At 69.0% G+C, this 24,899-nt stretch carries 26 protein-coding genes, 5 pseudogenes and 1 riboswitch; of the genes and pseudogenes, 13 read left to right on the top strand and 18 right to left on the bottom strand.

Annotated elements, in window-relative coordinates; genetic code table 11:
- Nucleotides 1-6: 6 nt before the first annotated feature.
- Both ACIQD6_RS08035 and ACIQD6_RS08030 read right to left on the bottom strand, forming a co-directional pair.
- Nucleotides 7-897 carry a DUF4097 family beta strand repeat-containing protein gene (locus ACIQD6_RS08035; protein ID WP_401879462.1) on the bottom strand — a complete coding sequence of 297 codons (891 nt, stop codon included), beginning with the start codon at nucleotides 895-897 and terminating at the stop codon, nucleotides 7-9.
- 133 nt (nucleotides 898-1,030) lie between these two features.
- Nucleotides 1,031-1,558 (bottom strand): toxin-antitoxin system HicB family antitoxin, encoded by a 528-nt coding sequence (locus ACIQD6_RS08030; protein ID WP_401879460.1) that lies wholly within the window; start codon nucleotides 1,556-1,558, stop codon nucleotides 1,031-1,033.
- A 372-nt stretch (nucleotides 1,559-1,930) separates the two neighbouring features.
- Between ACIQD6_RS08030 and ACIQD6_RS08025 the strand changes: the two genes are divergently transcribed.
- On the top strand, nucleotides 1,931-2,056 hold the full coding sequence (locus ACIQD6_RS08025; protein WP_401879458.1) for a hypothetical protein: 126 nt from the start codon (nucleotides 1,931-1,933) through the stop codon (nucleotides 2,054-2,056).
- Nucleotides 2,057-2,065: 9 nt separating this feature from the next.
- Here the strand turns inward: ACIQD6_RS08025 and ACIQD6_RS08020 are convergent, their stop codons facing one another.
- Together ACIQD6_RS08020 and ACIQD6_RS08015 are read right to left on the bottom strand one after the other, a co-directional pair.
- Complete coding sequence (locus ACIQD6_RS08020; RefSeq protein ID WP_401879456.1) at nucleotides 2,066-2,515, bottom strand: spore-associated protein; 450 nt, start codon at nucleotides 2,513-2,515, stop codon at nucleotides 2,066-2,068.
- Nucleotides 2,516-2,627: 112 nt separating this feature from the next.
- Nucleotides 2,628-3,410 (bottom strand): glutathione S-transferase C-terminal domain-containing protein, encoded by a 783-nt coding sequence (locus ACIQD6_RS08015; RefSeq protein ID WP_401879454.1) that lies wholly within the window; start codon nucleotides 3,408-3,410, stop codon nucleotides 2,628-2,630.
- A 257-nt stretch (nucleotides 3,411-3,667) separates the two neighbouring features.
- Nucleotides 3,668-3,774: riboswitch (SAM riboswitch) on the bottom strand.
- Nucleotides 3,775-3,790: 16 nt separating this feature from the next.
- On the opposite strand from ACIQD6_RS08015, the pseudogene ACIQD6_RS08010 reads away from it, so the two are divergent.
- Nucleotides 3,791-4,663 (top strand): annotated as a pseudogene (locus ACIQD6_RS08010) (LLM class flavin-dependent oxidoreductase); the annotation flags it as partial.
- A 205-nt stretch (nucleotides 4,664-4,868) separates the two neighbouring features.
- Here ACIQD6_RS08010 and ACIQD6_RS08005 read toward each other — a convergent pair.
- Nucleotides 4,869-5,507: an HAD family acid phosphatase gene (locus tag ACIQD6_RS08005; RefSeq protein ID WP_401879451.1), complete on the bottom strand. Its 639-nt coding sequence runs from the start codon at nucleotides 5,505-5,507 to the stop codon at nucleotides 4,869-4,871.
- A 609-nt stretch (nucleotides 5,508-6,116) separates the two neighbouring features.
- Here ACIQD6_RS08005 and ACIQD6_RS08000 point away from each other — a divergent pair.
- The 3 genes and pseudogenes from ACIQD6_RS08000 to ACIQD6_RS07990 all read left to right on the top strand — a co-directional run.
- A pseudogene (locus ACIQD6_RS08000) lies at nucleotides 6,117-6,594 on the top strand (methionine adenosyltransferase domain-containing protein); the annotation flags it as partial.
- A 1-nt stretch (nucleotide 6,595) separates the two neighbouring features.
- Nucleotides 6,596-6,827: pseudogene (locus ACIQD6_RS07995) on the top strand (carbohydrate kinase family protein); the annotation flags it as partial.
- A gap of 303 nt (nucleotides 6,828-7,130) precedes the next feature.
- Entirely contained in the window at nucleotides 7,131-9,212 is a 2,082-nt protein-coding gene (locus ACIQD6_RS07990; protein ID WP_401879608.1) for a pectinesterase family protein, read from the top strand.
- Between the two features lie 92 nt (nucleotides 9,213-9,304).
- On the opposite strand, the gene ACIQD6_RS07985 is transcribed toward ACIQD6_RS07990, so the two are convergent.
- The 3 genes from ACIQD6_RS07985 to ACIQD6_RS07975 form a co-directional block, all read right to left on the bottom strand.
- The gene (locus tag ACIQD6_RS07985) at nucleotides 9,305-10,927 is read right to left on the bottom strand and encodes a multicopper oxidase family protein (RefSeq protein WP_401879448.1); all 1,623 of its coding nucleotides are present in this window, start codon (nucleotides 10,925-10,927) and stop codon (nucleotides 9,305-9,307) included.
- 123 nt (nucleotides 10,928-11,050) lie between these two features.
- Nucleotides 11,051-11,713 carry a DUF305 domain-containing protein gene (locus tag ACIQD6_RS07980; RefSeq protein ID WP_401879445.1) on the bottom strand — a complete coding sequence of 221 codons (663 nt, stop codon included), beginning with the start codon at nucleotides 11,711-11,713 and terminating at the stop codon, nucleotides 11,051-11,053.
- 95 nt (nucleotides 11,714-11,808) lie between these two features.
- A complete protein-coding gene (locus tag ACIQD6_RS07975) occupies nucleotides 11,809-12,273 on the bottom strand; it encodes a DUF6153 family protein (protein ID WP_401879442.1) in 465 nt (154 codons plus the stop codon).
- 158 nt (nucleotides 12,274-12,431) lie between these two features.
- On the opposite strand from ACIQD6_RS07975, the gene ACIQD6_RS07970 reads away from it, so the two are divergent.
- Nucleotides 12,432-12,914: a DUF4396 domain-containing protein gene (locus ACIQD6_RS07970; protein ID WP_401879439.1), complete on the top strand. Its 483-nt coding sequence runs from the start codon at nucleotides 12,432-12,434 to the stop codon at nucleotides 12,912-12,914.
- A gap of 51 nt (nucleotides 12,915-12,965) precedes the next feature.
- Here ACIQD6_RS07970 and ACIQD6_RS07965 read toward each other — a convergent pair.
- The 3 genes and pseudogenes from ACIQD6_RS07965 to ACIQD6_RS07955 form a co-directional block, all read right to left on the bottom strand.
- A pseudogene (locus ACIQD6_RS07965) lies at nucleotides 12,966-13,865 on the bottom strand (MFS transporter); the annotation flags it as partial.
- A gap of 700 nt (nucleotides 13,866-14,565) precedes the next feature.
- The gene (locus ACIQD6_RS07960; protein WP_319684053.1) at nucleotides 14,566-14,751 is read right to left on the bottom strand and encodes a hypothetical protein; all 186 of its coding nucleotides are present in this window, start codon (nucleotides 14,749-14,751) and stop codon (nucleotides 14,566-14,568) included.
- A complete protein-coding gene (locus tag ACIQD6_RS07955; RefSeq protein ID WP_401879436.1) occupies nucleotides 14,748-15,167 on the bottom strand; it encodes an ATP-binding protein in 420 nt (139 codons plus the stop codon). Before ACIQD6_RS07955 ends, ACIQD6_RS07960 begins: the two co-directional genes overlap by 4 nt.
- 229 nt (nucleotides 15,168-15,396) lie before the next feature.
- Here ACIQD6_RS07955 and ACIQD6_RS07950 point away from each other — a divergent pair, with 229 nt between their 5' ends.
- The 5 genes and pseudogenes from ACIQD6_RS07950 to ACIQD6_RS07930 all read left to right on the top strand — a co-directional run bounded on the left by ACIQD6_RS07950 (nucleotide 15,397) and on the right by ACIQD6_RS07930 (nucleotide 18,647).
- Nucleotides 15,397-16,662 (top strand): multiprotein-bridging factor 1 family protein, encoded by a 1,266-nt coding sequence (locus ACIQD6_RS07950; RefSeq protein ID WP_401879433.1) that lies wholly within the window; start codon nucleotides 15,397-15,399, stop codon nucleotides 16,660-16,662.
- Entirely contained in the window at nucleotides 16,659-17,186 is a 528-nt protein-coding gene (locus ACIQD6_RS07945; RefSeq protein ID WP_401879432.1) for a GNAT family N-acetyltransferase, read from the top strand. Before ACIQD6_RS07950 ends, ACIQD6_RS07945 begins: the two co-directional genes overlap by 4 nt.
- A 50-nt stretch (nucleotides 17,187-17,236) precedes the next feature.
- The gene (locus ACIQD6_RS07940; RefSeq protein ID WP_401879430.1) at nucleotides 17,237-17,755 is read left to right on the top strand and encodes a hypothetical protein; all 519 of its coding nucleotides are present in this window, start codon (nucleotides 17,237-17,239) and stop codon (nucleotides 17,753-17,755) included.
- A gap of 91 nt (nucleotides 17,756-17,846) precedes the next feature.
- Nucleotides 17,847-18,107, top strand: a pseudogene (locus ACIQD6_RS07935) (HNH endonuclease); the annotation flags it as partial.
- Between the two features lie 24 nt (nucleotides 18,108-18,131).
- Nucleotides 18,132-18,647 (top strand): hypothetical protein, encoded by a 516-nt coding sequence (locus ACIQD6_RS07930; RefSeq protein ID WP_401879610.1) that lies wholly within the window; start codon nucleotides 18,132-18,134, stop codon nucleotides 18,645-18,647.
- 115 nt (nucleotides 18,648-18,762) lie between these two features.
- Here the strand turns inward: ACIQD6_RS07930 and ACIQD6_RS07925 are convergent, their stop codons facing one another.
- The 7 genes from ACIQD6_RS07925 to ACIQD6_RS07895 form a co-directional block, all read right to left on the bottom strand.
- Nucleotides 18,763-19,473: an HGGxSTG domain-containing protein gene (locus ACIQD6_RS07925; protein ID WP_401879428.1), complete on the bottom strand. Its 711-nt coding sequence runs from the start codon at nucleotides 19,471-19,473 to the stop codon at nucleotides 18,763-18,765.
- A gap of 231 nt (nucleotides 19,474-19,704) precedes the next feature.
- Complete coding sequence (locus tag ACIQD6_RS07920) at nucleotides 19,705-21,696, bottom strand: AAA family ATPase (RefSeq protein WP_401879426.1); 1,992 nt, start codon at nucleotides 21,694-21,696, stop codon at nucleotides 19,705-19,707.
- Complete coding sequence (locus ACIQD6_RS07915) at nucleotides 21,693-21,848, bottom strand: hypothetical protein (protein ID WP_401879424.1); 156 nt, start codon at nucleotides 21,846-21,848, stop codon at nucleotides 21,693-21,695. The genes ACIQD6_RS07920 and ACIQD6_RS07915 overlap by 4 nt, the downstream gene beginning before the upstream one ends.
- The gene (locus tag ACIQD6_RS07910) at nucleotides 21,839-22,030 is read right to left on the bottom strand and encodes a hypothetical protein (protein ID WP_401879422.1); all 192 of its coding nucleotides are present in this window, start codon (nucleotides 22,028-22,030) and stop codon (nucleotides 21,839-21,841) included. Before ACIQD6_RS07910 ends, ACIQD6_RS07915 begins: the two co-directional genes overlap by 10 nt.
- A gap of 189 nt (nucleotides 22,031-22,219) precedes the next feature.
- A complete protein-coding gene (locus tag ACIQD6_RS07905) occupies nucleotides 22,220-22,579 on the bottom strand; it encodes a hypothetical protein (protein WP_401879419.1) in 360 nt (119 codons plus the stop codon).
- A gap of 11 nt (nucleotides 22,580-22,590) precedes the next feature.
- Nucleotides 22,591-22,791, bottom strand: coding sequence for a hypothetical protein (locus tag ACIQD6_RS07900; RefSeq protein WP_401879417.1), 201 nt, complete (start codon nucleotides 22,789-22,791; stop codon nucleotides 22,591-22,593).
- Nucleotides 22,791-23,069: a helix-turn-helix transcriptional regulator gene (locus ACIQD6_RS07895; protein ID WP_401879414.1), complete on the bottom strand. Its 279-nt coding sequence runs from the start codon at nucleotides 23,067-23,069 to the stop codon at nucleotides 22,791-22,793. Before ACIQD6_RS07895 ends, ACIQD6_RS07900 begins: the two co-directional genes overlap by 1 nt.
- Nucleotides 23,070-23,284: 215 nt before the next feature.
- On the opposite strand from ACIQD6_RS07895, the gene ACIQD6_RS07890 reads away from it, so the two are divergent.
- Complete coding sequence (locus ACIQD6_RS07890; RefSeq protein WP_401879411.1) at nucleotides 23,285-23,602, top strand: helix-turn-helix domain-containing protein; 318 nt, start codon at nucleotides 23,285-23,287, stop codon at nucleotides 23,600-23,602.
- Between the two features lies 1 nt (nucleotide 23,603).
- Nucleotides 23,604-24,860 (top strand): tyrosine-type recombinase/integrase, encoded by a 1,257-nt coding sequence (locus ACIQD6_RS07885; RefSeq protein ID WP_401879408.1) that lies wholly within the window; start codon nucleotides 23,604-23,606, stop codon nucleotides 24,858-24,860.
- Nucleotides 24,861-24,899: the final 39 nt, after the last annotated feature.

Here is a 24,899-nt window from a genome sequence, read left to right as displayed (position 1 = left end):
GCGGGGTCAGGCGCGGCGGATGATGATGTCGCCGGTCGCGGTCCGGGCGCGCACCTCGGCGGTCTCGTCGGAGTCCGCGGGGCCGGCGGAGGAGCCGAGTGAGTTGCGCACCGTGCCGTACTTGGTGTCCAGGTCGAGCCAGGCGGCGGTGCCCTCGTGGATGCCCACTTCGAGGTCGCCGACGGAGGTGCGCAGGTCGATCCGGCCGCGGGTGGCATCGCTGACGCGGATACCGCCGCTGGAGGCCATCGCGTCGACCTCGGCGTGGGCCACGCCGATCTCGATCCGGCCGTTGGCGGACTTGGCTCCGACGCTGCTGTGCGCGATGCCTACGGAAATGTCGCCGTTGGCCGCGTTGGTCTTCAGCCCGCCGGTGACCTCGCCGACCTGGGTCGCGCCGTTGCTGTTCTTGACGGTCGCCGCGCCGGCGACCGTGCCGATCTCGATCCGGCCCGCGCCGATGACTTCGATGTCCCCGGTCGAGCGGGCCAGGCGGATGTCGCCGTAATCGGTCTTGAGGTTGGCCCCGGCCACCTCATCGACTTGAAGGTCACCGAGCGAGGTCTTGAGCGTGACGTCCCCGAAACGGCCTTCACAGAAGAAGCCGCCCATGGCCGAGGTGCCCCGGACATCCGATCCCGTGGGCAGTTCGACGCTCACCTCGATGGCGCCGGGCTTGCCGAACAAGGTCCGCTTCTTGGGTGTCTTGACCGTGAGACGGCCGCCCGAGCAGGTGACCTGGGTCTGCTGTACGGCGCGTACGTCGTTGTCGTCGGATCCGTTGCGCGGCAGCACCTCCACGACCGTGTCGGTGCGCTTGCCCGCGGTGATGCGGGCGGTGCCGGCCTCCAACTCGAGGGTGACGGAGATCGGTTCGGGGGTCTCGAAAGCAGGCATGACTGTTCCGTCCTCTTGGCTTGGCTTGGCTTGGCTGGGCTCGGCTGGGTGATCCCGCTGGTGAGGCGGGTGATGAGTGACGTCGGCGGGATCGGCGATCCGCCGGTGAAAGTGGTGGGGTGGGCCGACGGTCCTAGCGGACCCAGCCGGTGAAGCCCCGGCCGCCCGAGTCCTTGCCGCGGCCCGGCCGGCTTCCGCGCTCCCCCCCGTCGAGTGCGGTGGAAACGGCCCGCACCAGCCAGGCGTTGACCGACAGGCCCTCCGCCGCCGCGGCGTTCTCGGCGCGGGCCTTGAGGTGGGCGGGGAGGCGGAAGTTGATCCGCGCCATGGTGCCGTCGTCGGCGTCCGTGGACGGCGGGGGCGTGGGTGCGGCGGGGGCCGTGACCGGCTCCCGCGTCTCCCGGAACGGCTCGGGTGCCGGCGGCGGCGTCACCACGAACTCGGGGTCGAGCCCGCGCAGCCGCACGTCGACCGAGCCCGGCGCCAGCTCCCGCGTCACCTCGCCCATGGCGGCGGACAGTGCGTTGAGGAGGGTCAGGCGGGCGGCGGATTCCAGGGGTGCGGTGAGCCGCTCGGCGAGGGCACGGGCGTCGTCGCCGCCGGCGTCCGCGGCGACGGCCAGCTCGTGCCGGAGATTGTCGACGTAGGGCGTGAGGTCCATGACGCCATCATGGCACATCGATGGCGCCATGGCGAGCCAGATTGACTCCCGTTCACGAATATGGACCTCGACCTGGGGTTTCTTCCTCGAATTGATGCACCCTTCACGCCGCACCGACAGCGAGGTGGCGTACGTTAGCGCCATGACGATGCCGCAGTGGTGCCATCTAGTGGCAGGGCTGGCATCGTGGCTCTCGCGGGCCTGGCCGTGGCGAACATCTGATGCTCACCACGATGAGCCCCGCCGCCGCCGTTCATCACGACCAGGCGCGCGGTGGCATCGACGGCCGCCAGGGCGACGTCGACGAACGCAGCGACGCGGGCCCGGATGAGGACCCGCGTCGGAGGGTGAAACAGTCGGCCGAGTTGCCCCATGGGAGCAACCGCTCCAAGTTCCCGCGCCACCTGCGGCTCGCGGACGCCTCCCATGACCGTCAGCGGCAAGGTCCGCACGGTCGAACTGCGGGAGGCGGCGGCGCGGGAACTCGCGGCCGGGTGAGGAACCGGATCAGCGGACTTCGGTGACCCGGTGCTCCTTCAGGGCGGCGCAGTTGGAGTTCTCCACCGACACATAGATGTTGTCGATACTGCCGCCCCAGCTCACGCAATGGCCCTTGCCGTAGACATAGCCCGGCCCCGCGTACGACGTGTAACTACCGGAGTCCCCGGCCCACTCGTCGCTGTCGGGGACGTAGATGTACGTGGACATGTTCTTGGCCGCGCCCGGGTTGGTACGGATGGTCGCGACGCAGTTCTTGCCGTTCGAGGAGTTGTAGGTCAGGTAGACCGTGCCCAGCGAGCCGATGGCCGCCGAGTTCACGGTCTTGTAGGCCTTGCCGCAGACGCCCTGCGGTGTGACGTTGGGTGCGGCGGAGGCGGTCGTGCTGAACACGGTCCCCGCGCCCACCGCCAGCGCGGCGAACGCCCCGACGGCAGCGACATTACGCGTGATTCTCATATTTCCCCCTTGTGTCCCTGGGAGCGGTTTGCTCCCACTTGATGTGACCCGCGAACGGTACGGATGGTTGTACCGCCCGTCCCGGCCTCTCGACGGGCCTGGGCCCGGGGGCTCACGCCGCGTCGGACAGCGCCTCGTTCCTGCCCTCGAAGGCGGGGTGCTCACCGAGGCGGCTTACGTAGTCCCGGAGCCGGGGGTACGAGCAGAGGGTGCCGGCCGGGCCGAGATGGACGAGCGCTACCCACAGGTCCACGTCCGCGGCCGTCAGGTCCTCACCCAACGCGTAGGGAGATGTGGCGAGTTGACGGTCCAGCAGGCTCAGTGCCGCCGCTCGCCCCGAGGACTGGGCGGCCGGGGTGACGTCCCGGTCCAGCAGGTCGCGGAGGACGTCGATGTCCGGGGCGAGAGCCGGCGGGTTGAGGGCGGAGGGGCAGGCTCCGTCGTGTCCGGAGAGCAGGCCCGCGAGGTCGCAGAGGATGTCGGCCGTATCGTTACTGACGATGCGTCCGCTCCAGCGGTCGCGCAGCGCGGGCGCGGTCAGCGGCCCGTCGTAGTGGTGCACCGTGGCCTCGTACGCACCGCGCAGTGAGGCGAAGGCTTCGGGTGTCTCGGCGGGGTGCGTCAAAAGCGTGGTGGCGACCGAGTCCTTGAGGCCGAGCAGGTCGAGGGTGATCGAGATTCGCAGTGAGCCGGGACAACTCGCCGACAGGTAGAGGTCGTAGCGGTGCGGTGTCGGGTAGAAGCCGCCGGCGAGGCCGACGCCGATCCGGCTCTGGAAGCGGTGCGGACGGGGGGACGCCGCGCCCGTCCCGGGGCGGAGCCCCGAAGCGGACGAACTCTGGTGACAGCCACTGGACGTGGCGGTGCTGGAGTTGCGCGAAGCTGTCTCGGGCATGACTCTCCCTTGGGGAACGAGGAGGCCACCGCCGCCTTGTGGGCACCAGCGACCGAATGCGGAGCGACTGCGCTTTTCACACCGGTCCGGACCGCACGGACCCCGGACCGAACGGCCGGACCGAACGGACTCCGGATCGCACGGGCCGGTGGTGGGTCAGTAAGCGCTGGAGACACGCAACAGATCGATGTGCAGGCGCCTCGTCAAGCCGTTCCTGGGCATTGCCACCCGTCTTGCCTCCGGGCTCGCGAGACGCGAGACCGCGCTTGCCCCGCCGCGCCGGCGGGACCGGTCGTCACCCGGAGCACCCTGTCGCGGTGGAAGGGTTGCTTGTCTGCGGGCCGGGGCCGATGACCACATGAGCGGGCGAACCCGCGCCGTGGCGCGGGGACGAGATCGTCGCCGACCGGGAGACCGGTACCTTCCTGCGGGACGCGCGGGCCGGAGCCTTCGTGCACCAGGGCCGGCACTTCGACATCCAGGGGCAGTTCAACGTACCGCGCAGCCCGCAGTGCCGCCCGGTGATCTTCCAGGCCGGCGACTCCGACGAGGGACGCGAGTTCGCCGCGTCGAGCGCCGGCGCCATCTTCAGCCGGTACGCCACCCTCAAGGAGGGCAAGGCGTTCTACGCCGGCCTCAAGGGCCGCCTGGCCCGGTACGGCCGCGACCGCGACCAGCTGCTGATCCTGCCCGCCGCGAGCTTCGTGCTCGGCGACACCGACGCCGAGGCGGAGGAACTGGCCCATGAGGTGCGCCGCCGGCAGGTGAGCGGGGCCACGGCCATCAAGCACCTGGAGTTCGTCTGGAACCGGGACCTGTCCGCGTACGACCCCGACGGACCGCTCCCCGACATCGATCCCGACCTCGGCGAGCACACCATCGCCCGCGGGCGCGCCCAGGTACGGATGTACCGCGACCCGTCGGCCACGGCCCGCGAGTGGCGCGAACTCGCCGCCGCCAACCAGTGGTCGATCCGGGACCTGGTCATCGAGACCGGCAACCGGCAGAACTTCGTCGGCTCCCCGGCCACCGTCGCCCGGACCATCGACGACCTCGTCCAGGCCGACGCCAGTGACGGCTTCATCCTCGTCCCGCACATCACCCTCGGCGGCCTCGACGCCTTCGCCGACCAGGTAGTCCCACTGCTCCAGGAACGCGGCGTGTACCGCACGGAGTACGAGGGCACCACTCTGCGCGACCACCTGGGCCTGGCCCACCCCGACGAGGCGCGCGACGAGCGTGCGGCGTCATGAAGTTCCCCGCCCGCACCCTGACCGTGCACGCCCCGCGCCCGGTGACGGGCTTCCCTGGCAGGTCTGATCGCCGCTGGGTACTTCAAAACCGTCAGCGGAGCGGATGAACTGAGGGACGAGGCCGGCGCACGGCCGTCGCCCCTCGTTCCGGGACCTCCTCCGCCAACGACGACGTGAGTCGGGTGCTCAGGTCAGGAGAGTCAGGTCAAGAGAGCTGGCCGTCGTAATCGGGGAGCTTGAAGGTGCGTTCGGCGTGGCCGCCGGTCAGGTCGGTGGTGTTGTTGCCGATGTTGGCGATGATCGTGTAGCCGTTCTTCTCGATCTTCACGCGCTGGGCCGTCTTGAACGCGCTCACCTCCGTGAACAGGTCGCCGATCGACCGGCCGTAGAGCCCGTCGACCGTGTAGCCGACCGATGTCAGGTTGTACTTGGTGATCGACTGGATGAGGTCGGGGCGGGCCGATACGAAGAAGATCTTGACGCCGCGGTCGTGCGCGAAGTCCGCCAGGGCGAGGGTCCGCCGGATCGCCGGGGTCGGCAAGGCCGACGAATAGTCGGTTTCCAGCGAGGTGTTGTCGATGTCCAGGACTATGGCGGGTTTCTGGCCGGCGGGCACCGAGGCGAGACGTCCGGCGATGTAGGAGTCGGCCTGGTCCATGACAGCGGCGATGTCGGCCTGCCAGGTCGCGTAGTCGGGCTTCGCAGCTGCCGCGGTGTCGACGGCGGCCGGGGTGGCCGCCGGGGCGGAGGGAGCGGCCAGGGCGGGAAGAGCGGTGCCCGCCGCGATCGCCGTGGTGAGAACCGCGGTCGTGGTGAGGCTTCTGAGCAGGCCGAGTGCCGCCATATCGGTCTCCTTGGGTGAGGGGTGGGGCCGATGTGTCGGGCACATCGTGACAGCCAAGGGTTACCGATGGGTAGAGTCCGGTCGGCCAATAGCCGAACTCGCCCTGAGTCAGGCCCTGTTGACCCGCCCACGCTTCGGTGCGGCGGGAGGCCGGGGACAGGGGGGCAGGGGGCGCACACTGGGCCATCGAGGAGATACGCCCTCGTCGCCGAGCGCATCCTCGCCGCCGGCCCCGCCGCGGAGGCCGGCTCTTCACCGAACCCCGCGGCGGGCGCATCGCCGGACAGGCCCTGAACCCCCGCGGTCCCCAACTGGTTCCCAAGAAACACGTAAACGGACTAAACGAGGGAGCAAGCTGTGTGCTGTCGCCCGCGCCGTTCGGTCCCGCGCACACCGTGTGGTCCCCAACTGGTCCCCAGACAGCAGACCCTGCCCTCTCACCGGGCACCAATAGCGAAGCCTGCCGCACGCCCCGACAGAACCGCTCCGCCCTCCGCCCTCCGCTCCCGCTCCCGCTCCCGCTCCCGCTGAGGGGACATCATGAAGACATGACGAGTGATGACGACATACAGCCCGCACGGCGCCTTGCCGGTCAGGCCCACCTGATGGGGCAAGCGTCAGGGCGAGAACCCTAGCGCGCGGTGCAGATGTGGATCAGCCACGGGCGGACCGGCCATGGACACCTACGGCGGCCAGGCCCGCCACGGCGGTGGTGCCTTCTTCGGCAAGACCCCCTCCAAGGTCGACCGGTCCACGGCGTACGCGACGCGCTGGGTCGCCAAGAACGTCGTCGCCGCCGGGCTCGCGGCCCGCTGTGAGGTCCAGGTCGCCTACGCGATCGGCAAGCCGAGCCGGTCGGCCTCTTCATCGAGCGTTCGGTACGAACACCGTTCCCATGCCCCGTATCGAGGCCGCCATCAGTGAGGTGTCCGACCTCCGTCCGGCCGCCGTCATCCGCGACCTCGACCTGCTCAGGCCGATCTACGCACAGACCGCTGCGTACCGTCACTTCGGCCGTACGCTGCCCGGCTTCACCTGGGAGCGGACCGACCGCGCGGGAGCCCTGCGCGAGGCCGTGGGGGCCTGATATGCCGACAGCCGTCACCGGCTCCATCGCCACGGACCATCTGACCGTGTTCCCCGGTCCGTTCGCCGAACAGCTCATCCCCGAGCGGCTGGCCACCGTATCCCTGTCCTTCCTCGTCGACGACTTGGAGGTACGCCGAGGAGGCGTCGCGGCGAACATCACCTTCGGCCTGGGGGTGCTCGGTGCTCCCCCCGGTGTTGGTGGGTGCGGCGGGCACCAACTTCGAGGAGTACGGCTCTTGTTCACCAACGAGTACGAAGCCGCCCTGCTCCAGGAACGTACGGGCTGGAGGGAGAGGCAAGTCCTGGGTCGTCACCCGAGGCGGCTCCGGTACGTCCTACCCCGGCCTGATGTCGATCCGCGCGGGAGTACCCGGCGACGCGGCCCCTGGCCGGTGCCCGCGTCACGGGATCCCTGCCGGGCCCGTCGGGGACGTCTCTCTGTTCCTGGGCCGGTGCGCGGCAACCTTCGTCGCGCCGGCGGCAACTACTCCGTATCTCTTCCCCCACCGTGGCCGACACAGATCGGAAGAATCCATGAATGAGATACGCAGTACGACCCACCCCCGCAAGCGGTGGACCACCCTGGCCGCCGGTGTCCCGCTGACCCTCGCCGCCGCCGGTGTCATGGCGTACGGCAGCGGCCCCGGGGCGTTCCGGGCGGACGGGCAGCGGACGGTCGCCGCGGCGGTTCCGGTTGCCGCACCCGCCTGGGCCGCCGATGTGGCGGACGGGTTCGCCTCCGTCAACGCCCTCGGCCAGAACGGGACGTACGGCGGGCGGGACGGCAGGACCGTCACCGTGACGACGCTCGCGGATCTGGAGAAGTACGCCACGGCCGCGGAGCCGTACGTCATCGTCGTGGCCGCGGCCATCACCATGAATCCGGTCGGCAAGGAGATCAAGGTTTCCTCGGACAAGACGATCGTGGGCCAGGGGACCTCCGGGCAGATCGTCGGCGGTGGGTTCTTCCTCGGCCAGGGCGTGCACAACGTGATCATCCGGAACCTGACGATCCGTGACTCGTACCAGGGTGTCTGGAACGACAAGGACCACGACTTCGACGGCATCCAGATGGACGGCGCCCACCACGTGTGGATCGACCACAACGACTTCCGGCGCATGGCCGACGGGCTCATCGACAGCCGCAAGGACACCACCTACGTGACGGTGTCCTGGAACAAGCTGAGCGACAACAACAAGACCTTCGGCATCGGCTGGACCGAGAACGTCACCGCCGCTCTCACCATCCACCACAACTGGTTCCGCGAGACCGAGCAGCGCAATCCGTCCACCGACAACGTCGCCCAGGCGCACCTCTACAACAACTACCTGGAGGATGTGGCGGGCACCGGCATCAACTCCTCCTACGGCAACTACTCGCGCGGGAACACGAGGATGGTCCTGGAGAACAGCTACTTCCAGGGCATGAAGAACCCGGTCCAGAAGGACTCCACCGCCTCCGTGGTCCAGCGGGGGAACGTCTTCTCCGGCACGAGCGGGCGCAACGAGAGCGGCGGTACGGCGTTCGACCCGAAGGCGTACTACAGCTACACACTCGACAAGGCCGCCGACGTCCCGGCGCTCCTCAGGTCCGGGACGGGGCCGCGTAGTTCGATCGGGGCGGTGAGCGTGGTGGGTGCGCAACGTACGGCAGCCGCTGCCGCCACGATCACCGTTGCCAAGGACGGCAGCGGCCAGTACACCAGCGTGCAGAAGGCCGTCGACGCCGTACCGGCGGGCAACGCCGCCCGGGTCGTCATCCTGGTCAGGCCCGGTGCCTACCGCGAGACCGTCAAGGTCCCGTCGAACAAGCCGCACGTCACCATCCAGGGCTCGGGCGCCAGCCGCAAGGACACCGAGATCGTGTACAACAACGCGGCGGGCACCGCGAAGCCGGGCGGGGGTACGTACGGCACCAGCGGCAGCGCGAGCGTCGCCGTCGAGGCCGACGACTTCCAGGCCCGCAACCTGACCATCAGCAACGACTTCGACGAGGCGAAGAACCAGAGCCTCTCCGGTCATCAGGCCGTCGCCCTGCGCACCGCCGCGGACCAGGTCTTCCTCGACGGGGTCATCGTCAACGGTGACCAGGACACCCTGCTGCTGGACACCGCGGCCAAGGACAGGCTCGGCCGGGTCTACGTCACCAACTCCTACGTCACGGGCAACGTCGACTTCATCTTCGGCCGCGCCAGCGCCGTGATCGACAGGTCCGTGATCACCCTCAAGAAGCGGTGGGACGGCAGTTCGGCCGGGTACATCACCGCGCCGAGCACCACCGCGGGTCGCAAGGGCATCCTCATCAACCGCTCGACGGTCAACGGTGACGTGTCCGCGGCGAGCTTCTACCTGGGCCGGCCCTGGCACGCGGGCGGCGACGCCTCACTCGACCCGCAGACCACCGTCCGCGAGTCCACGCTCAGTGCCGCGATCAAGACGACCCCCTGGACCGACATGAGCGGCTTCTCGTGGAAGGACGACCGCTTCGCCGAGTACAAGAACACCGGCCCCGGCTCCGGCTCAGCGAGCGGCGACCGGCCGCACCTCAACGACTCCCAGGCGGCGGGCCAGGAGGTCGCGGACTGGCTGGGCGACTGGACGCCCACGGCCGGCTGAGCAGGCTGCCCGCCGCGGCGCCCCGTCCGCCGTGACGCTCCGTCCGCTGCTGCGGGCCGGGCGCCGCGGCGGACGGGTGCTGTCAGGCGCGGTCAGGCGCGGTAGGCCAGGTTCGCCATCATCCCGGCCTCCCCGTGGTACGCGTTGTGGCAGTGCAGCATCCACTGGCCGGGGTTGTCGGCGTCGAAGAAGACGGACAGCTCCTTCCCGGGCAGCACGATCGCGGTGTCCTTGCGCGGCCCGGAGGTGCCGAGCTGGTACGTGTGGCCGTGCAGGTGCATGGGGTGCCACATGTCGGTGTCGTTGACGAAGTCGAGCCGTACGCGCTGTCCCTCCTCGACGAGGATCGGATGCGCTTCGGGATCGTCCATGTCGAACGGCTTGCCGTTGAGGGCCCAGTTGTACGCGGCCATGCCCCCGGTCAGCTCGATCCGGTGTGTGGCATCGGTCCTGGCCGGCGGGAGCCGTACGCCGTCGGCGGCGCGGAGCCGGGACGCGGTCATGATCACGCCGTCGAGTTCCTTCGGGCGGACGGTCGCGGGGGGCCTGCCGCCGGAGCCGGTACGTACGAGGGCCAGGCCGTTCGCGTCCTTGCCCTCTGCCCGGGCGACGAGCGGGAACACCCCGTCGCCCAGGGTGACCAGGACGTCGTAGCGTTCGCCCATGCCGATCAGCAGCGCGTCCACATCCCGGTGTTCGACCGGGAAGCCGTCGGTGTGGGTGACGGTCAGTCTGTGGCCGCCGAGGGCGACGCGGTAGGCGGTGTCCGAGCCCGCGTTGATGATCCGCAGGCGGACCCTGTCGCCGGGTTTGCCGGTGTGGACGGCCGGGTCGGTCGCCACCCGGCCGTTGACGAGGTGGTGCGGGTACCTCACGTCTCCGGCGTCACCTCCGAGCAGCGCGCTGGTGGCACCCATGAGCATGAAACCGGTCGGGGCGGGTGACGAGGGCGACGCGGAAGCGCTTGCGCTGTGCCCGCTCATGTCTCCCATGTCGCCGTGGTCCATGCCGGCCGGACCCGAGCCGCCGCCCGTGTCCGTGTCCATGCCGTCCATGCCGTCCATGCCGTCCGCTCCGCCCATGCCCTGCCTGAGTTCCGAGAAGACCTCGTCCGGGGTGCCGGTGACGCCGTCGACCCAGTCGTCCAGGACGACGACCCATTCGTCGTCGTACCCAAGAGGCTCCCTGGGGTCGTCGACGATCAGCGGGGCGTACAGACCGCGGTCGAGCTGGACGCCGACGTGCGGGTGGAAGAAGTAGGTGCCGGGGGCGTCGGCGATGAACCGGTAGGTGAAGGCGGAACCGGCCCGTACGGAGGTCTGGGTGGCCGGCGGCACGCCGTCCATGTCGTTGCGCAGTGCGAGGCCGTGCCAGTGGATCGACGTGGCGGTCCGGTCGGGGAGCTGGTTGGACAGTTCGGCCACGAGGGTGTCGCCGACGGAGATCCGGATCTCCCTGCCCGGGGCGCGGCCGTCGTACGCCCAGGTCCTGGGCGTGACGCCGCCGCCCAGGTCGACCCTGGCGGGTGCGGCGGTCAGTGTGACCTTCCGCTCCCGTCCGCTGGTGGGGCGCTTCTTCTCGGTGGCGGTGACCGCGGGATCCGACGGGCGGACCAGGGCGGTGGACGCGCCGGGCCCGCTGCAGGCGGCGAGCGCGCCGACGCCGACGGCCCCGAGTCCGGCGAGCAGGACGGAGCGTCGGTTGATGCTGTTCATTCGGTGGTGTCCTCCGAGGGAGCTGCTCCCGCGGGCGTGCCGCACGGTGCCACGCGGGGGCGCGGCTGTTCCGGGCCGCACAGGGACGGGCCCGGAACAGCCGCGCGTCGAGTGGGGGAGGGATCAGAGCCGGTCGAGGATCTTCTGGAACGTGTCGACCTCGGCGGACTGGGTGCGGACGACGTCACCGGCGAGCTTCTTCGCCGTCGCGTCGCGACCGTTCTTCTGCGCGTCCTCGGCCATGGTGATCGCGCCCTTGTGGTGGGCGATCATCAGCTCCGCGAACATGCGGTCGAAGTCGGTGCCCTTGGCGGCCTTGAGGTCGGCCATGTCCTGCTCGGACATCATCCCGGACATGGCGGAGTCACCACCGTGGTCCATGCCGGGCATGCTGTCCGACGCGGCTTCTTCCTTGCCCCAGGACTTCAGCCAGCCCTTCATCGTCCGGATCTCGGGGTCCTGAGCCTTCTCGATTTCCCCGGCGAGCTTCTTGATCTCCGCGTCCGAGGCGCGGCCGTCGGCCAGCGCGGACATCTCCAGGGCCTGCTCGTGGTGCGGGATCATCGACTGCGCGAACGTCACGTCCGCGTCGTTGAAAGCACCTGCCCCGGGGCTCTTCTCCGAGCCGGTGGTGGCCGTGGCGGACGTCTTGTCGCCGTCCATGCCAGCCATGTCGTGGTCCTCGCCGCCACAGGCGGTCAGGGTCAGCGCTCCGGCCGCCAGGACGCCGACGAGGGCGAGACGGCGGGCGGACGGGCGCGACGAGACGTGTTCGAAGTAGGCCATGACGAAAACACCTTGCTGTGAAGTCATTCTGCGGATCTGCGGGCACGACGTGTCTCCGGGCGGCGCGGCATGGCGCGTCCGGGGCGCGTGTCGGCCTAGGTCCGCAGGACCGACAGTTCGGTGAGATCGGGCGGGCGGGGCGGTGGACCGGGGCGCGGCGAGAAGACCGCCTTCGGCAGGTGTACGCCCGGCAGACCCGGCAGGCGCGTGAACGCCGCGTACAGCAGGCCCGCCAGTACCCAGGCGCCGAGCACGGCGACGCAGAGGGAGGTCATGTCCATACCGGTGGAGGACCCGTGGGAGGACGCGGAATCGTGCGACGCCTTAGCGCCGTTCGTATCGTTCGCGTCCGTCACGACCGCGGCGACCGTGACATCCCCGGTGGTCATGCCGGTAGCTAGGGGGCCACCCATATGAGAGGAGGACACTCCCGTGGCCGGGCTCGAGGTGCCTTCGGGGTGCCCCAGCGTGTGCATGGCGAACACCCCGAGCGCGAGCACGACGACCAGCAGGAGGTGTCCGACGACACCACCCGCCCGTGCGTACCTGCTCGCGATCATCGTTCTCCGTTCGGTTTCTCACCGTAGCGACAGGCTGAGGAGTAAAGGGCCGAGAAGCCGGGGAAACCCGATGACACCATACCCTATAGGGGTATAGATTTCCGGTCGATGTGAGCCAGATCTCGGTACACGGTCGACGGAGGAGCCACGGAGGAGTCATGGACCACTCAAGTCATCACGAGCATGCCGGGCACACGTCTGAGGCGCCGTCTTCCTGGCGCACCGCCTCACAGGCGACGCTGCACTGCCTGACCGGGTGCGCCATCGGCGAGATTCTGGGCATGGTCATCGGCACCGCGGCCGGCCTGTCCGCCGGTGCCACCATCGTCCTCGCCATCGCCCTGGCCTTCGTCTTCGGTTACGCGCTCACCATGCGCGGCGTCCTGAAGGCGGGAGTGCCGTTGCGCCAGGCGCTGAAAGTAGCGCTGGCCGCCGACACTCTCTCCATCGCTGTCATGGAGCTCGTTGACAACGGGGTCATGCTCGCCGTCCCCGGGGCGATGGACTCGGGGCTCATCACCTTCCTGTTCTGGGGAGCGCTGGCGTTCGCCCTGGCCGTCGCCTTCGTGCTGACCGTGCCGGTCAACCGCTGGATGATCGCCCGGGGCAAGGGCCACGCGGTCGTCCACGCCTACCACTGACCGGAGGGGCGAGCGGCTGTGCCGCCGCCCGCCCCCAAGACCCGTCGGGCGTCAGGCCGTTGCCGGTGCCCGTTCCGGCACGGCCCCTGTCAGGCGACCCGTGCGGTGCAGCCCGTACAGGCGAGGCCGAGTGCGAGCAGGCAGAGCCAGGGCAGCGCGGACATCCCCGCCGAGCGGGCGGCGTCCAGGGACGCCCCCGTGAGCAGATTGCCGAGCGTGATCCCGACCCCGCAGATGGTGTTGTAAAGCCCGTAGTGGGTGGCGACGAGGCGGTCACCCGAGAGCCGGACGATGGTGTCCATCTCGAAGGGGTACGCGATCATCGTCCCCAGGGCGAGCAGCAGCGCGGAGAGCGCCGGCGGAACCGCCGCGAGCAGCCACAGCCCCACGCCGCCCGGCGGTACCGGTACGGCCGCCGCGAGCAGCAACGGTACGAAGGCCAGGCCCATCGCGGTCAGCCCCCGGACGAGTGCCTGGCCGGGCTCAACGTGGGCCTTGCACCAGGCGGTCACCCGGGTCTGGCCGAGGATCGTGCTCAGCCCGGAGACGGCGAACAGCAGGGCGACGGCGGCCGTCCCGAACTGCCCGTCGCCGCCCAGTCGCCGTACCTCCAGCGGCAGCGCCAGGTGGACCTGGAAGGTCAGCGTACGAGCCGATCATGGCGGGAAGAGCAGACTCCACTGTGACAGCACTCTCTCCCGCCGGCCGTCCTCGTGCTTCTTCGCGTCGTCGGCGCGGCGCGGGAATCTGCACGATGCTCAGCAGCGCGAAGATCCCGGCCGAGATCAGGCAGGTGATCTGGAAGTCCACGCCCGTCAGCACCATGCCCACCAGCGGTCCCGGAAGGATTCCCGCCTGGTAGAAGACGTTCAACAGCGCGAACGCCTCGGCCCTGCGCTCCCCGGCGTCGGCGGCCAGAGCCGCCGGACCCCCTCGGATACGGACCGAAGGACACGGTGCAGGCGCCCCCGGCCTGGTCACCCGGATCAGAGCGGTGTTCGACAGACGAGGCATCTGCGTCTGGCACTGCCACATGCTGGATCACGAGATGATGCGCAACTACCAGGTGACCTGACCTGCGCTCTGCCTGTTGGCCACGACGCCCCACCGACCGGACCGCGGCGCGTGATCGGCCGGTCGATCACGGGTGCCCTGGCGACTCGCACACGCCTTCGGTGATGCCCCCAGGGCTGCCCCGAGATCAAGGGAGAGCGTCCTGCGCCGCCGGGGCGCGTGCCCGCCGCTCGCCGCCACGACCTCCGCCACACCGGACTCACCTGGCTCGCCGACGCCGGCGTCCCCGCACCCCTCACCCTCGCCGTCCAGCAGGCAGCAACACGACGCCGGTGGACCCCGCGGTCCCCAACTGGTCCCCAACAAACACGTAAAGGCGGCACCGGATTTCTCCGATACCGCCTACGACCTGCGAAAACGCCGGTCGGGACGACAGGATTTGAACCTGCGACCCCTTGACCCCCAGTGAACGAAACACAGCCCAGGGGGGTCCGTGAGATCCAGAGAGTGCGGAAACGTCCAGGTCAGCGCCACAATTTCCGCGTCAGTCCGTGCAGTCCGTGAGATCTGTGTGAGACGGACGTGAGACGCGAAGCCCCGGCCGGTGAATTCCACCGAGCCGGGGCTTCGTCGTGTCTCAGCGCTGCCGCGATTCCAGCAGAGTCAGCCGCTCGGGGTGCTCCGAGGTCCACCACCGGCCCGGACCGAGTTCCGGCCGCAGCACCCACACGGCGCCGCCCTGCACGTCCGTGACGATTCCGCGCCGGTCGGCGTCCTCGTCGTGGATCAGGTCGCCCACCCAAGGCGTTCGTTCGCCGCTCATCCGTGTTCCTTCCCGTGCAGCTCTGCCCACACCCGCTTGCCCCACGGCAGCGGCTCGGTTCCCCAGTGATCCGCCAGTTCGTTCACGAGCGCGAGGCCGCGCCCGCCTTCTTCGTCGTCGTCCGGGTCCTTGGGCGCCGGGAGCACCTTCGAGAAGTCCACGACGCCGATGCGCACGCACGCCGCTCCCGGGCGGTCGATGACCACCCGGATCGACTCCCGCCGCGCGTGCTGGACGGCGTTGGACACCAGCTCGGAGACGATCAGCGCGCCATCCTCGGTCAGCTCCTCCAGCTCCCAGGCGGCGCAGGCGGTGCGCACCAGGCGCCGGGCCGTCGCGGCGCTCTCCGGCTCGCGCGGCAGGGTCTCGCTGTAGCCGGGGTGCCCGGTCGGCCTGGAGGTGGTGGTCACGGTCATCAGGACCCCTCGTAGGTGAGCGGGAGGCACAGCCCGCCCCCGATGGGGGCCAGGGGCGGGCCTCTCTGACCTGCCACCGGGCTGTCCTTTCCGGTGGCGGCCTGTCACTCAGTCAACGACGCCTTGTGACTGCCCGTGAGGAAATGTCAGGCCGCCGTGCATCGCGGGCAACCGGAAATTTCGGCGCTGCTCCGGCGCCACGACCCTGCTACCTCGCTACCTTGAAGACGTGGAGGAGAACAGGCACCTGGTGGACGCGCTCAAAGAAGCAGGGCTGACCCAGACCGAGTTGGCGGAGTCGGTGAACGACTACCTTCGGTCCATCGGCAGGGAGGGCACGGTCAGTGATCGCACGGTGCGCCACTGGCTGACCGGAAAGACCCGCTGGCCCCACCCTCGGCAGCGCGAAGCCCTGGAGGCAGTATTCGGCTGTACCGCCGGGGAACTGGGCTTCACACCCCCAGCGGGCAGACCTAGCCCTACCAGGACGGAGGACCCTGTGCACCGCAGGAACTTCCTCACCGCAGCCACCGGGACGACGGCTGCCGTCGTGCCCCTGATCGCCGCCAGGCCGCACGCGGTCGGCACCACCGACGTGATCCGCCTCCGCAGCGGCCTGGACGCCCTGACGGCCCTGGACGCCTCCAGAGGCGGGCATGAGGCCCTGGAGCGGGCCGCGCTCGCGGGTGCTGCGGAGGCCCTGGACCTCCAGAAGCGCGCGGCCTCCCAACGCATCCGGCAGCGCCTCTTCAGCGTGGCCGCGAACTACACCGCGTCGGCGGCGTGGTCGGCCGTGGACGCCCGCCAGAGCGACCGCGCACAGAGCCACCTGAACCGCGCCCTGTACTTGGCGGGCATGGGGAAGGACCCGGTGGCGGAACTGCGCGTGTGGAACTCACACGCCATGCTGGCTGTCCATCGTGGCGAGTTCTCACAAGCCGTGGACGCGGGCCAGGCCGCGCAGGCGACCGCCGTCACACGCCGCGATCCCCTGTTCGCCTCCCTGGCGCACGCACGGACGGCCATCGGGCATTCGGTGGTCGGGGACCGCCGGGGCGCCCTGCGGTCGCTGGGGCACGCGGAAGACGCTCTGGCGAAGGCGTCCCTGGAGGAGTCCCGCCCGTCATGGGTGGCGTTCTACGGGCCTGCGGAGCTACTGGCCATCACCGCCATCGTCCGGGACGACATCGGGGACGCGGCGGGCGCGGAGGCGGCCTCACACCGCGCCTTGGCCGCTATCCCGAAGCAGTTCCGCCGGAACCGCGCGCTTGCCACCCTTCAGCTCGCCCTGACGCAGCTTCACCAACGGGACATCGACCAGGCGTGCGGCACGGCGGCGAAGGTGTTCGCGCTGATGGCTGGTGACCCCCTGCCGGGCCGGATGCGCTCGTTCCTCGGGGACTTCCACCGTGACCTGATCACTCTGGCGCCGGACTCCGGCACTGCGCGAGAGTGGGAAGACCGCTACCGATCAGAATGGAGCCAGGCCCGATGACCTCCGCCTTGGAGCTGCGCCACTACAGCCACGACGACCTGTCGGAGATCCGACAGACGTTGATCGACGTGCACGCGGACGTACACGCCGACCGGATGGCGGACGACGACTTCCGGCAGAAGTTCCCCTGGTTCGTGGACCACTGGGGCGGGAACCCCGGCTTCTCGTGCGTGATCGCGTACGAGGGCGCCGACGTGGTGGGCTTCGCGTACGGCGCCCCCGGCGCGGAGGGCCGCGAGTGGTGGCGGGAGCACCTGGACCCGGCGCCGGAGAAGGGCCGCACGTTCCACTTCTCGGAGCTGATGGTGCGCGAGCAGTGGCGGAAGACGGGCGCTGCCGAGCGCCTTCACAGAACGCTGATGGATGCCAGGAACGAAGATCTCGCGGTGCTGCTGGTAGACGTGACGCACCCGAAGGTGGAAGCCCTGTACGAGTCCTGGGGGTACCGGCGGGTCGGGGAAGACCAGCCGTTCCCGGACTCCCCGGTGTACGCCGTGATGCTCGTGGATCTCCCACTGTCCTGACGCCTCGCTCCCGGACCCGGGGCGTTGCGGCGATCGAACATCATGCATGCATGGACTCAGGACTTGCAGCGGTGCTTGGCGCCGGGATCACCGGCGCCGTAGCGTCGTTGGGCGCGTTTCTCACCTACCGACAGACGAAGGTCCAGATCAGGAGCAACGCGAAACTGGCGCTTCGTGAGCCGAGGCGGAAGGTCTACAGCGACTTCCTGACTGCCTGCCGAGGAGCGGTTACGGCCGTACTGGATCTCGTAGATGAGGACACGGCAGAGGTTGACCTCGGACCTCTCTGCCTCGCGCTTGACGAGCGCTTCCCGGCCCTGATGCATCTGCTTGCCGAAGTGGACCTGGAGGGGCCGCAAGCAGTGAGTGACGCGGCAAACACGGTGATCAAAGCACTCTCGGACCTGCATGCAACCGCTTACAGCGCGGACCTTTCCGGGCTGGTTGACGATGACGGTCGCCCTGTTCGGATCAGCGGCGACTTCATGGCCGAAGCCCGTGCAGCGATGAAGGAGTTCGTAAGGGCCGGACGCAAGGCGCTTCAGACCGACGCGGACCAAGCGCAGTAGCTGGGCAGCTTGGCAGCACGCCAGGCTCGCGTTTACACAACAGGAAGCCGCAGCTCCCGGGCTGCGGCTTCCGCGCGTTCAGACTGCCGCCATGCTGCCTGGAGGGTGCGCGGGCAGTGGGCATCGATTGTCGGTGGCTCTCTCTAGCATGATGACCATGCCCGCCAATCGCCCCGCAATCCCTAGCGCGTTGGACCGGCGAGTCCGTGTCGAAGCCGGTCATCGTTGTGCCATACCAGTCTGCCGTGTCCCTGTCATCGAGATTGCCCACATCCGGCCCTGGAGCCAGGTAAGGCGACATGAGTTTGCGAACCTGATCGCCCTCTGTCCGACCTGCCATACGCTCTTCGATCGAGGCCATATCGATCGTGTTTCCATGCTCCAGTACAAGGCGAACCTGAGCCCGTTCTCCCCCTACGCTCTCGCTGCACATCCTGATCACATTGACTTTTTGACGGCCTACCAAAAACTCCGCGTGTTCATCGAAATGTCCCTCACGGCTGTCTCCGCGTTTCAGGCGGCAGAGCAGCGCGGTTCCTCAGCCAGCGAACTCCAGCGGGGCTTGCAAGCGATCGAAAAGGCGACCAAGGAGGCCTGGTATGCAGAGTTCTGCTTCTGCACGGTGGCGCCGAAAGGCATGGGCAAGCTGTCCAATCAGATCTTGAACGCGTCCGTGACGAGGGCCTGCAAAGTACTGGGCAGGCCAGTCCCCACCGCCTTCCTGGAGGCGGGACCGGTCTCTGATGATTTCCCTGCGATTTGGGAAGACCTGCATCATGAGATGCACGAGGTGCTCAATAGGCCTGCCCCGAGGACAGTCAAAGTGATGCCGACACCTCCGATCCTCGTGGACGAAGTTGTAAACAAGAACGGATGTGCATCGGGCTATTGAAAGCGGGGGCCTTCCTGGTCTGGGGTGTTGTCGCGAGGGTTGGAAGACCGCCTGAGCCCTGTTCGCGGCAGAGCCCCGTCCGGGGTGCGAACGGGGCTCAGGCCGGCGGAATGGGTCACTCTGCGGGCAACTCCGGCCGCCCCTCTACGGCCATGTCCCGCAGAAGGCCCGCCATCAGGTCAGGTACGCGTCGCTGCTGCTCGGGCGTCAGCTCCAGGGCGTCGAAGGCCCGGTTCATAGCCTCGAACATGATCTTCGTCTGGACCTCGGCTATCGTCACGAGCCGTTCGTTTACACCCATGCGGGCCGCGAGGTCGCACATCTTCAACAGCCGGTCCCGTTCCTCCCCGTACAGCCGCACCCACCCGTTCACGGCCGCGCTGTACATGGTGTCCACGCCCGGGAACTCCCCGCCCTGCCGCTCCACTTCGGAGTTCATGCCCCATACCAGGGCCTCGGCCTCGGTCTCCTGCACGCGCTCCAGCAGCCACGCCACATGGCCGGACGCCTGCCGGATCAACCGGGAGACGACGACCGCCGGGTCTTCCTGCGGGCCGTCCACATCCCCGTACGTGCGCAGGAACTCGGCCGTGGCTTCCCGGCGCTGTGCGGCGGCCCGCACCTGCGGTGCTGCACCACCGTGCATCCGGCACACGGTCGCCCCGGTGACGGCCATGCCACGACACCGGCCGCCGGACCGCGTCCGGGCCGTACAGCGGCCGTCCTCGGCCGTCTCCGGGCCGTTCCCGCCACCGGTGGCCGCCTGGACGCGCGCATGGGGTCCGCGCCCTCCAGCCGCGCGCATGGGGTTGCTCGCCTCGCTCATGATCTCGCTCCTCTGCTGTGCTTCTTGCGACCCCGGTGTGGGGTCGCAGTTTGGGGGTTCGGGGGACCTGTTCACCTGTTCACTCCTACGGAGTGTGAACAGGTGAACAGGTAGGGTCCCGGCTGTTCTGAACAGGGCTGAACAGGTTGAACAGGTAGTGGCCTGACCTGAGGCGATACCTGTTCAAGCCGTTGAACAGGTCGGAGCCTCAGACCTGTTCAGAACAGGGGTTCATTTCAAGATCGTCTGAACAGGTCCGGCGGCCTTTTCGGCGTCCCCGAGGACGTAGCCCTTGACCCCGAGCTGAACGATCCGTCCGGCGTCCTTCAGCTCCCCGAAGGCCGCCGACACGGCGGTGTTGTGGGTCTTCTCCGGCTTGTACGGGCCCGAGCGGAAACGGGCCTGCGACACCGGCTCGGGGTCGGACTGGCGAAGGTGGGCAAGGATGGCGGCCTTCAGCAGCGCCGTCTTGTCCGGGTCACGCGGAGCGTGCTTCAGCGGCACCAGGACCACCGACGTGACCGGGTCGCCGTCCTCGTCCGCCAGGCCGTCCAAGACCACCTGCCGGGGCTGGAACACCTTGTCCGGCAGTTCCTCCGCGTCCTTCTGCTTCTCCACCCCGAGGGTCACCGTCGTCTCGTCCAGGTCCTTGCCGTCCCGCTTCACGGACAGCTCGGTGTCCATCGCGCCCTTCACCGCTGATGCCCCGCGCGACCGGTCGGCGTTGTGCCCGGTGTGGTGCACCAGCCACACGCACGCCCCCGTGGTGGCCTTCAACCGGTCCACCAGGGCTACGACTTCGCCCATGTCGGTGTTGCTGTTCTCGTCCACACCGACCGTTACGCGGGCCTGCGTGTCCAGGACCACCAGGACGGGGCGCAGCCGCTCGCAGGCCGCCACCAGCGCGTCCCACTCGGGACCGGTGACCTGGACGGGGCGGGGCAGGAACTTCAGGTTCGGGCCGATCTTCTTGCCGTGGTGCTGCTGCCAGGCGGCGCCGCGCTTCCAGACACCGGCGGCACCCTCGGCCACGATGTAGACCACCGGCCCGGCCTCCACGCGGTGCCCGTACCAGTCCCATCCGTTCGCCACGTGGATGGCAACGTCCAGCGCCAGGAAGGACTTCATAGAGCCGGACGCGCCGTACATCCGCGCCACGGTGCCCCGGTACAGGTATCCCTTCAGCACGGGCCGCGCCGGAGGAATGGCCGCGAGGTCGTCCAGCGTGAGCATTTCGTCCAGCAGCGCGGCGGCCTGGTTCTCCACGGCCTCCGCCTCCGCCTGCTCGTGCTGCCGGGCCTCCGTGTCCCAGATGGACCGCATTGTCTTCAGCAGGTCGGCTTCGCCGATCGGGTCGGCGGACGCGGAGTTGGCGGCGCGTGCCATGTCCGAGTACCAGGACCAGCCGCGCGGCGGGGCGAACTTCCAGGTGTCGGCGGCGTAGTGCCCGGCCACCGCCGCCAGCCAGTTGTTCCCGCGCGCCGGGTCGTCGGCAGCAAGAGAGAGCAGGTCAGAGAGGTGGGACCCCTCCAGCCGGCCAGCTACCACGCTGCCACCCGTACCGGGCACCGCCGTGCGTGCCAACTCCGCCACCCAACCGGGCAGCGGCGCCGGTTCGGCGCCGTGGACGACCGTGTAAACGTCGTCCGTCTTGGACCCCGGGACCATGACGTACGCGCCCGGCCCCGTCTTGAAGTCCACGGCCGCCCCGAGGGTGTTCGAGTAGCCGTCGGCCTTGCCGCCGGTCTCCCCGTCTGGGAGCTGGAAGACCATCTGGAGGCCCGCGCGACCCGTTCGGTACGTCAGCGTCTTGGGCACGTCCTGAGCAGCGCTCAGCGCCTCCCAGGTGGCCTCTCCCGGCTTCCCTTCGGCCACGTCCACGTCCACCACTGCGCGACCGGTGAGCGTCTGCCCCAGGTTCAGCCGCCCGTGCTGGCCCCACTTGATCCACCACATGCGGATCGTCTCCGGCTCGGTAGTGGCGTCCTTCGAGCCGTGGTCGTTGCGTGGATGCTTGCCGGGCGACTTGCAGGCGTAGTTGCCGCAGGTGCACCCGTCCTCGGTGACCCGGTGACAGGGGAAGACCTTCACGCCCTCGGCCGCGAGAGCGAGGGCCGCCGCCAGCAGGCCGTCAGGGTCCGCCAGGGCGCCGTTCCCGGGGTCGGTGGACTCCGGCACCTCCGGGGCCTTTTCGGGGCGCTCAGCGCCCTTCACGTACTTCACGACTGGCCCCCTGCCTGAGCCTCGAACAGCTCGGCCAGGTGCAGCCAGAAGGCATCCCAGGGGTCTGCCGGAGCGTCCGCCCGGACCTCGGGCGTACGGCGGTCGGAGGGGTTCACCTCTCCGACCGTTCCGTCGTTGCGGGTCACGTCCACGGCGATCCCTCCTTGGTGGGACGCATGGCGATCACGGTCCGCAGTTCGCTGATCGGCTGACCGGTCTCCCGCGCCACCGCTTCGAAGGCGTCCAGGGAGTCACGGACCATCTCCGCGTTGTACTGCTCGTCCGTCTTGGACGGCTTCCAGTCGCGCCCCTCATGAGCGCTGGACTTGATCATTTCGGCCCCTCCGCAAGGTCGGTTTCGTCTCGCGTGCTCGGCCGATGGGGGATCGTCTGGGAGACCGGGACCAGGCGGGAGGGGCGGTATCCTGAACACGTAGATACCGGGCTCCCGGCCGGGCCAGGTCTGCACTTCGTCAGTCGAAGCGGCGTCCCCTGTGAGGGCGCCGCTTCGGCGTTTCCGGGGTCAGGCGGCGCGGCACCCGCCCGCGTGCTTGTTGGCGTGCTCGCGGGCCCGGTCGTCCCAGCCGTAGCCGAACTCCCGGCGCTCACCGCAGCCGTAGCAGTACAGGAAAGCCACCTCGCCTTCAGCGGTGGTCGCCGTGGCGACGACGTTCCCGCCGACGGTCGTGTACTGCTTGCCGATGCGGTCGCCGCGCTCCGGCGCCATGGACACCTCGCGGGCGTCGGCCGCGTTGGACAGCTCGAACTGCCACTCGGTGTCGATCACGTCGCACATCTCTTCGTCCGTGATGTTGGCCAACGGGCCCTGCTGCTCGGCCGACAGCGTGATCCGGCCGTCTGCATCGGTGGTGTAGTTCGTCATGATCTCGCCTCTCAGATGAAGTGGTGCTGGAGGGTGGTGCGGACGGTGGTGGAGCAAGTGGCCGCGTGGTCGCGGCCGTTCTCCTCGCCCTTGCCCTGCGCCTCGCAGGAAGAGCAGGACCAGACGCGTTCGCCGGTCTCGGGGTGAGTCACGCTCTCCACCCGGCCGCCGCCGTCGGCGGTGAGGTAGAAGCGCGAGCCCAGGACGGCCATTACGCGGCCTGGAGAGCGGCAACCGCAGCCGTGGCCGGGGGAATCGGGTCCGGGTCGCCGGTCTCCAGCAGACGGACCAGGGAGGCCGTGATCACGACCGTGCGGCCGGGCCCGAGCCGGACGGTGCGCACAGGCATCTGCCCCCGCTTCATCCGGTCGTAGAGGTTGCTCTTGCTGCACCCGAGCGCCAGGGCGCAGCGGGTGACACTGATCGTGGCGGGCCAGGTCTTGATCTCCGCCAGAGTCGGCGCCGAATTCATCGTTACAGCGGTCGCCATTTCCGATCCCTTCCGATCCTCGGTCGGTCTTTCCGTGTGATTCCAGAATGACACGGCCCGAGGGGTGCTCTCAGGCTTCCTACCTGCGAAGACTATAGATACGGGGCCGGAAATGGGGAGCTTGGTAGCTTGGCAGTGCCCTTGATCTGCGACGATCATCCAGGCAAGGAAATCACGAAGAACGAGCGACACAACACGAACGTTTAAACGCTCTTATGCAGTACCGCATAAGCGTGTACCTTAGTTCTATGCCAACCGCACGCAGGCCAATCGGCCCCACCACGCGGCACGTTGCCGCCTCCATCCGCCAACTCCGCACGGAGCTCGGCATGTCCACCACCACCATGGCCGGGCGCCTCGAAGCTCTCGGGCACCCCGTCTCTCAGTCCGGCGTGACCCGGATGGAGACCGGCCAACGGCAGATCACCGTGGACGACTTGACCGCGCTCGCGGCCGTCCTTGGTGTTACCCCGTCGGCCCTGCTACCCCGCACAACCGAGCCGGAGTTTCCGGCCGCCACCGAAGGAGAGTGAGATGGCCGATCCGATCAAGAAGCTGCCGCCCAACAGAAGAGGGCAGATCAGGTACCGAGCCGTGATCGACATCGGTTACGAGCCGCAGACCGACAAGGCCACCGGTGAGGTGATCACCGACCCTGCCACCGGACAGCCGAAGCTGAAGCGGAAGCAGCTCACGATCACCAAGGACACCAAGACCGAGGTGAAGAACGAGCTGGCCCGCATCCGCCACCAGCGCAGTGCGGGCACGTACGTGGCCCCCGCGAAGATGACCGTGAGCGCCCTGCTGGACCTGTGGCTGAAGTCAGCCACCCGGGACGTGGAAGAGGCCACCGCCAGCAACTACGACAACGCCCTACGGCCCGTGCGGAAGTACCTCGGGCACAAGCCCGTTCAGGAGTTGAGCGAAGAGGACGTGGAAGCGTTCATCGACTGGATGGTGACCGAAGGGCGCCAGCGTGGCGGGAAGCCCGGGACGGGCCTCGGCATACGGTCGGTGCGGCTCACCCTCGGGCGGTTCCGTGCGGCGCTGAACCTCGCGGTGCGGAGTGGCGTGGTGGTCCGCAACGTGGCAGAGCACGTGACCATCTCGAAGCACGCGAAGGAGAAGGCGAAGAAGGCCACCGCCGAACACAAGCCGTGGAACCAGGAAGAGGTGAAGAGGTTCCTGGAGGGCATCCAGGGCCACCGCTCGTACGCGCCCATGCTGCTCGCTCTGATCGCGGAGCGTCCGGCGGAGGTGTGCGGCGCCCGCTGGAGCCCGGACGTGGACCTGACGGCCGGGACGATCGCCGTCGGCACCAACACGCGGACGATCGTCTACGACCGCACGGCCGAGCGCGGCCAGCGGAACAAGGTGGTGGAGAAGGGCGCCAAGACCGACGCAGGGAAGCGCACCTTGCCCCTGCCAAAGCCGGTCCTGCGGGCGCTGAAGGCGTTCCGGGCGCAGCAGGCAGCGGAGAAGCTGGCAGCCGGGGAGGCGTACACGGACAGCGGGTACGTGCTCGTGGACGACCTGGGGCAGCCGTGGAAGACAGACAAACTGCGCCGCGAGGCGCACAAGCTGATGGCGGCCACCGGCGTACGGAAGGTGCGGCTGTACGACGCGCGGCACGCCTGCCTGTCGTGGATGGCGAACAACGGGGTGCCGGACACGGTGGTCTCCGCGTGGGCCGGTCACTCGGACCTCGGGTTCACGAAGCGGACCTACGTCCACCCCGACCCGCAGTCGCTGAAGGCGGGTTCGGAGAAGCTGGCCGAACTGCTCGGCTGACCTTGATCAACAGCGTTTGTGAGAAATTGTGAGACAGCG

It is taken from the genome of Streptomyces sp. NPDC088400, assembly GCF_044753355.1.
Classification (GTDB): Bacteria; Actinomycetota; Actinomycetes; order Streptomycetales; family Streptomycetaceae; genus Streptomyces.
Note: the sequence above shows the minus strand (reverse complement) of the source record. Positions and strands in the feature narration are given on the sequence as shown.

Excerpts from the sequence above, each read along its gene's own strand:
- ACIQD6_RS08035 (WP_401879462.1), bottom strand. The coding sequence starts at position 897 with ATGCCTGCTTTCGAGACCCCCGAACCGATCTCCGTCACCCTCGAGTTG.
- ACIQD6_RS08030 (WP_401879460.1), bottom strand. The coding sequence starts at position 1,558 with ATGGACCTCACGCCCTACGTCGACAATCTCCGGCACGAGCTGGCCGTC.
- ACIQD6_RS08025 (WP_401879458.1), top strand. The coding sequence starts at position 1,931 with ATGGGAGCAACCGCTCCAAGTTCCCGCGCCACCTGCGGCTCGCGGACG.
- ACIQD6_RS08020 (WP_401879456.1), bottom strand. The coding sequence starts at position 2,515 with ATGAGAATCACGCGTAATGTCGCTGCCGTCGGGGCGTTCGCCGCGCTG.
- ACIQD6_RS08015 (WP_401879454.1), bottom strand. The coding sequence starts at position 3,410 with ATGCCCGAGACAGCTTCGCGCAACTCCAGCACCGCCACGTCCAGTGGC.
- ACIQD6_RS08005 (WP_401879451.1), bottom strand. The coding sequence starts at position 5,507 with ATGGCGGCACTCGGCCTGCTCAGAAGCCTCACCACGACCGCGGTTCTC.
- ACIQD6_RS07990 (WP_401879608.1), top strand. The coding sequence starts at position 7,131 with ATGAATGAGATACGCAGTACGACCCACCCCCGCAAGCGGTGGACCACC.
- ACIQD6_RS07985 (WP_401879448.1), bottom strand. The coding sequence starts at position 10,927 with ATGAACAGCATCAACCGACGCTCCGTCCTGCTCGCCGGACTCGGGGCC.
- ACIQD6_RS07980 (WP_401879445.1), bottom strand. The coding sequence starts at position 11,713 with ATGGCCTACTTCGAACACGTCTCGTCGCGCCCGTCCGCCCGCCGTCTC.
- ACIQD6_RS07975 (WP_401879442.1), bottom strand. The coding sequence starts at position 12,273 with ATGATCGCGAGCAGGTACGCACGGGCGGGTGGTGTCGTCGGACACCTC.
- ACIQD6_RS07970 (WP_401879439.1), top strand. The coding sequence starts at position 12,432 with ATGGACCACTCAAGTCATCACGAGCATGCCGGGCACACGTCTGAGGCG.
- ACIQD6_RS07960 (WP_319684053.1), bottom strand. The coding sequence starts at position 14,751 with ATGAGCGGCGAACGAACGCCTTGGGTGGGCGACCTGATCCACGACGAG.
- ACIQD6_RS07955 (WP_401879436.1), bottom strand. The coding sequence starts at position 15,167 with ATGACCGTGACCACCACCTCCAGGCCGACCGGGCACCCCGGCTACAGC.
- ACIQD6_RS07945 (WP_401879432.1), top strand. The coding sequence starts at position 16,659 with ATGACCTCCGCCTTGGAGCTGCGCCACTACAGCCACGACGACCTGTCG.
- ACIQD6_RS07940 (WP_401879430.1), top strand. The coding sequence starts at position 17,237 with ATGGACTCAGGACTTGCAGCGGTGCTTGGCGCCGGGATCACCGGCGCC.
- ACIQD6_RS07930 (WP_401879610.1), top strand. The coding sequence starts at position 18,132 with ATGCTCCAGTACAAGGCGAACCTGAGCCCGTTCTCCCCCTACGCTCTC.
- ACIQD6_RS07925 (WP_401879428.1), bottom strand. The coding sequence starts at position 19,473 with ATGAGCGAGGCGAGCAACCCCATGCGCGCGGCTGGAGGGCGCGGACCC.
- ACIQD6_RS07910 (WP_401879422.1), bottom strand. The coding sequence starts at position 22,030 with ATGATCAAGTCCAGCGCTCATGAGGGGCGCGACTGGAAGCCGTCCAAG.
- ACIQD6_RS07905 (WP_401879419.1), bottom strand. The coding sequence starts at position 22,579 with ATGACGAACTACACCACCGATGCAGACGGCCGGATCACGCTGTCGGCC.
- ACIQD6_RS07900 (WP_401879417.1), bottom strand. The coding sequence starts at position 22,791 with ATGGCCGTCCTGGGCTCGCGCTTCTACCTCACCGCCGACGGCGGCGGC.
- ACIQD6_RS07895 (WP_401879414.1), bottom strand. The coding sequence starts at position 23,069 with ATGGCGACCGCTGTAACGATGAATTCGGCGCCGACTCTGGCGGAGATC.
- ACIQD6_RS07890 (WP_401879411.1), top strand. The coding sequence starts at position 23,285 with ATGCAGTACCGCATAAGCGTGTACCTTAGTTCTATGCCAACCGCACGC.
- ACIQD6_RS07885 (WP_401879408.1), top strand. The coding sequence starts at position 23,604 with ATGGCCGATCCGATCAAGAAGCTGCCGCCCAACAGAAGAGGGCAGATC.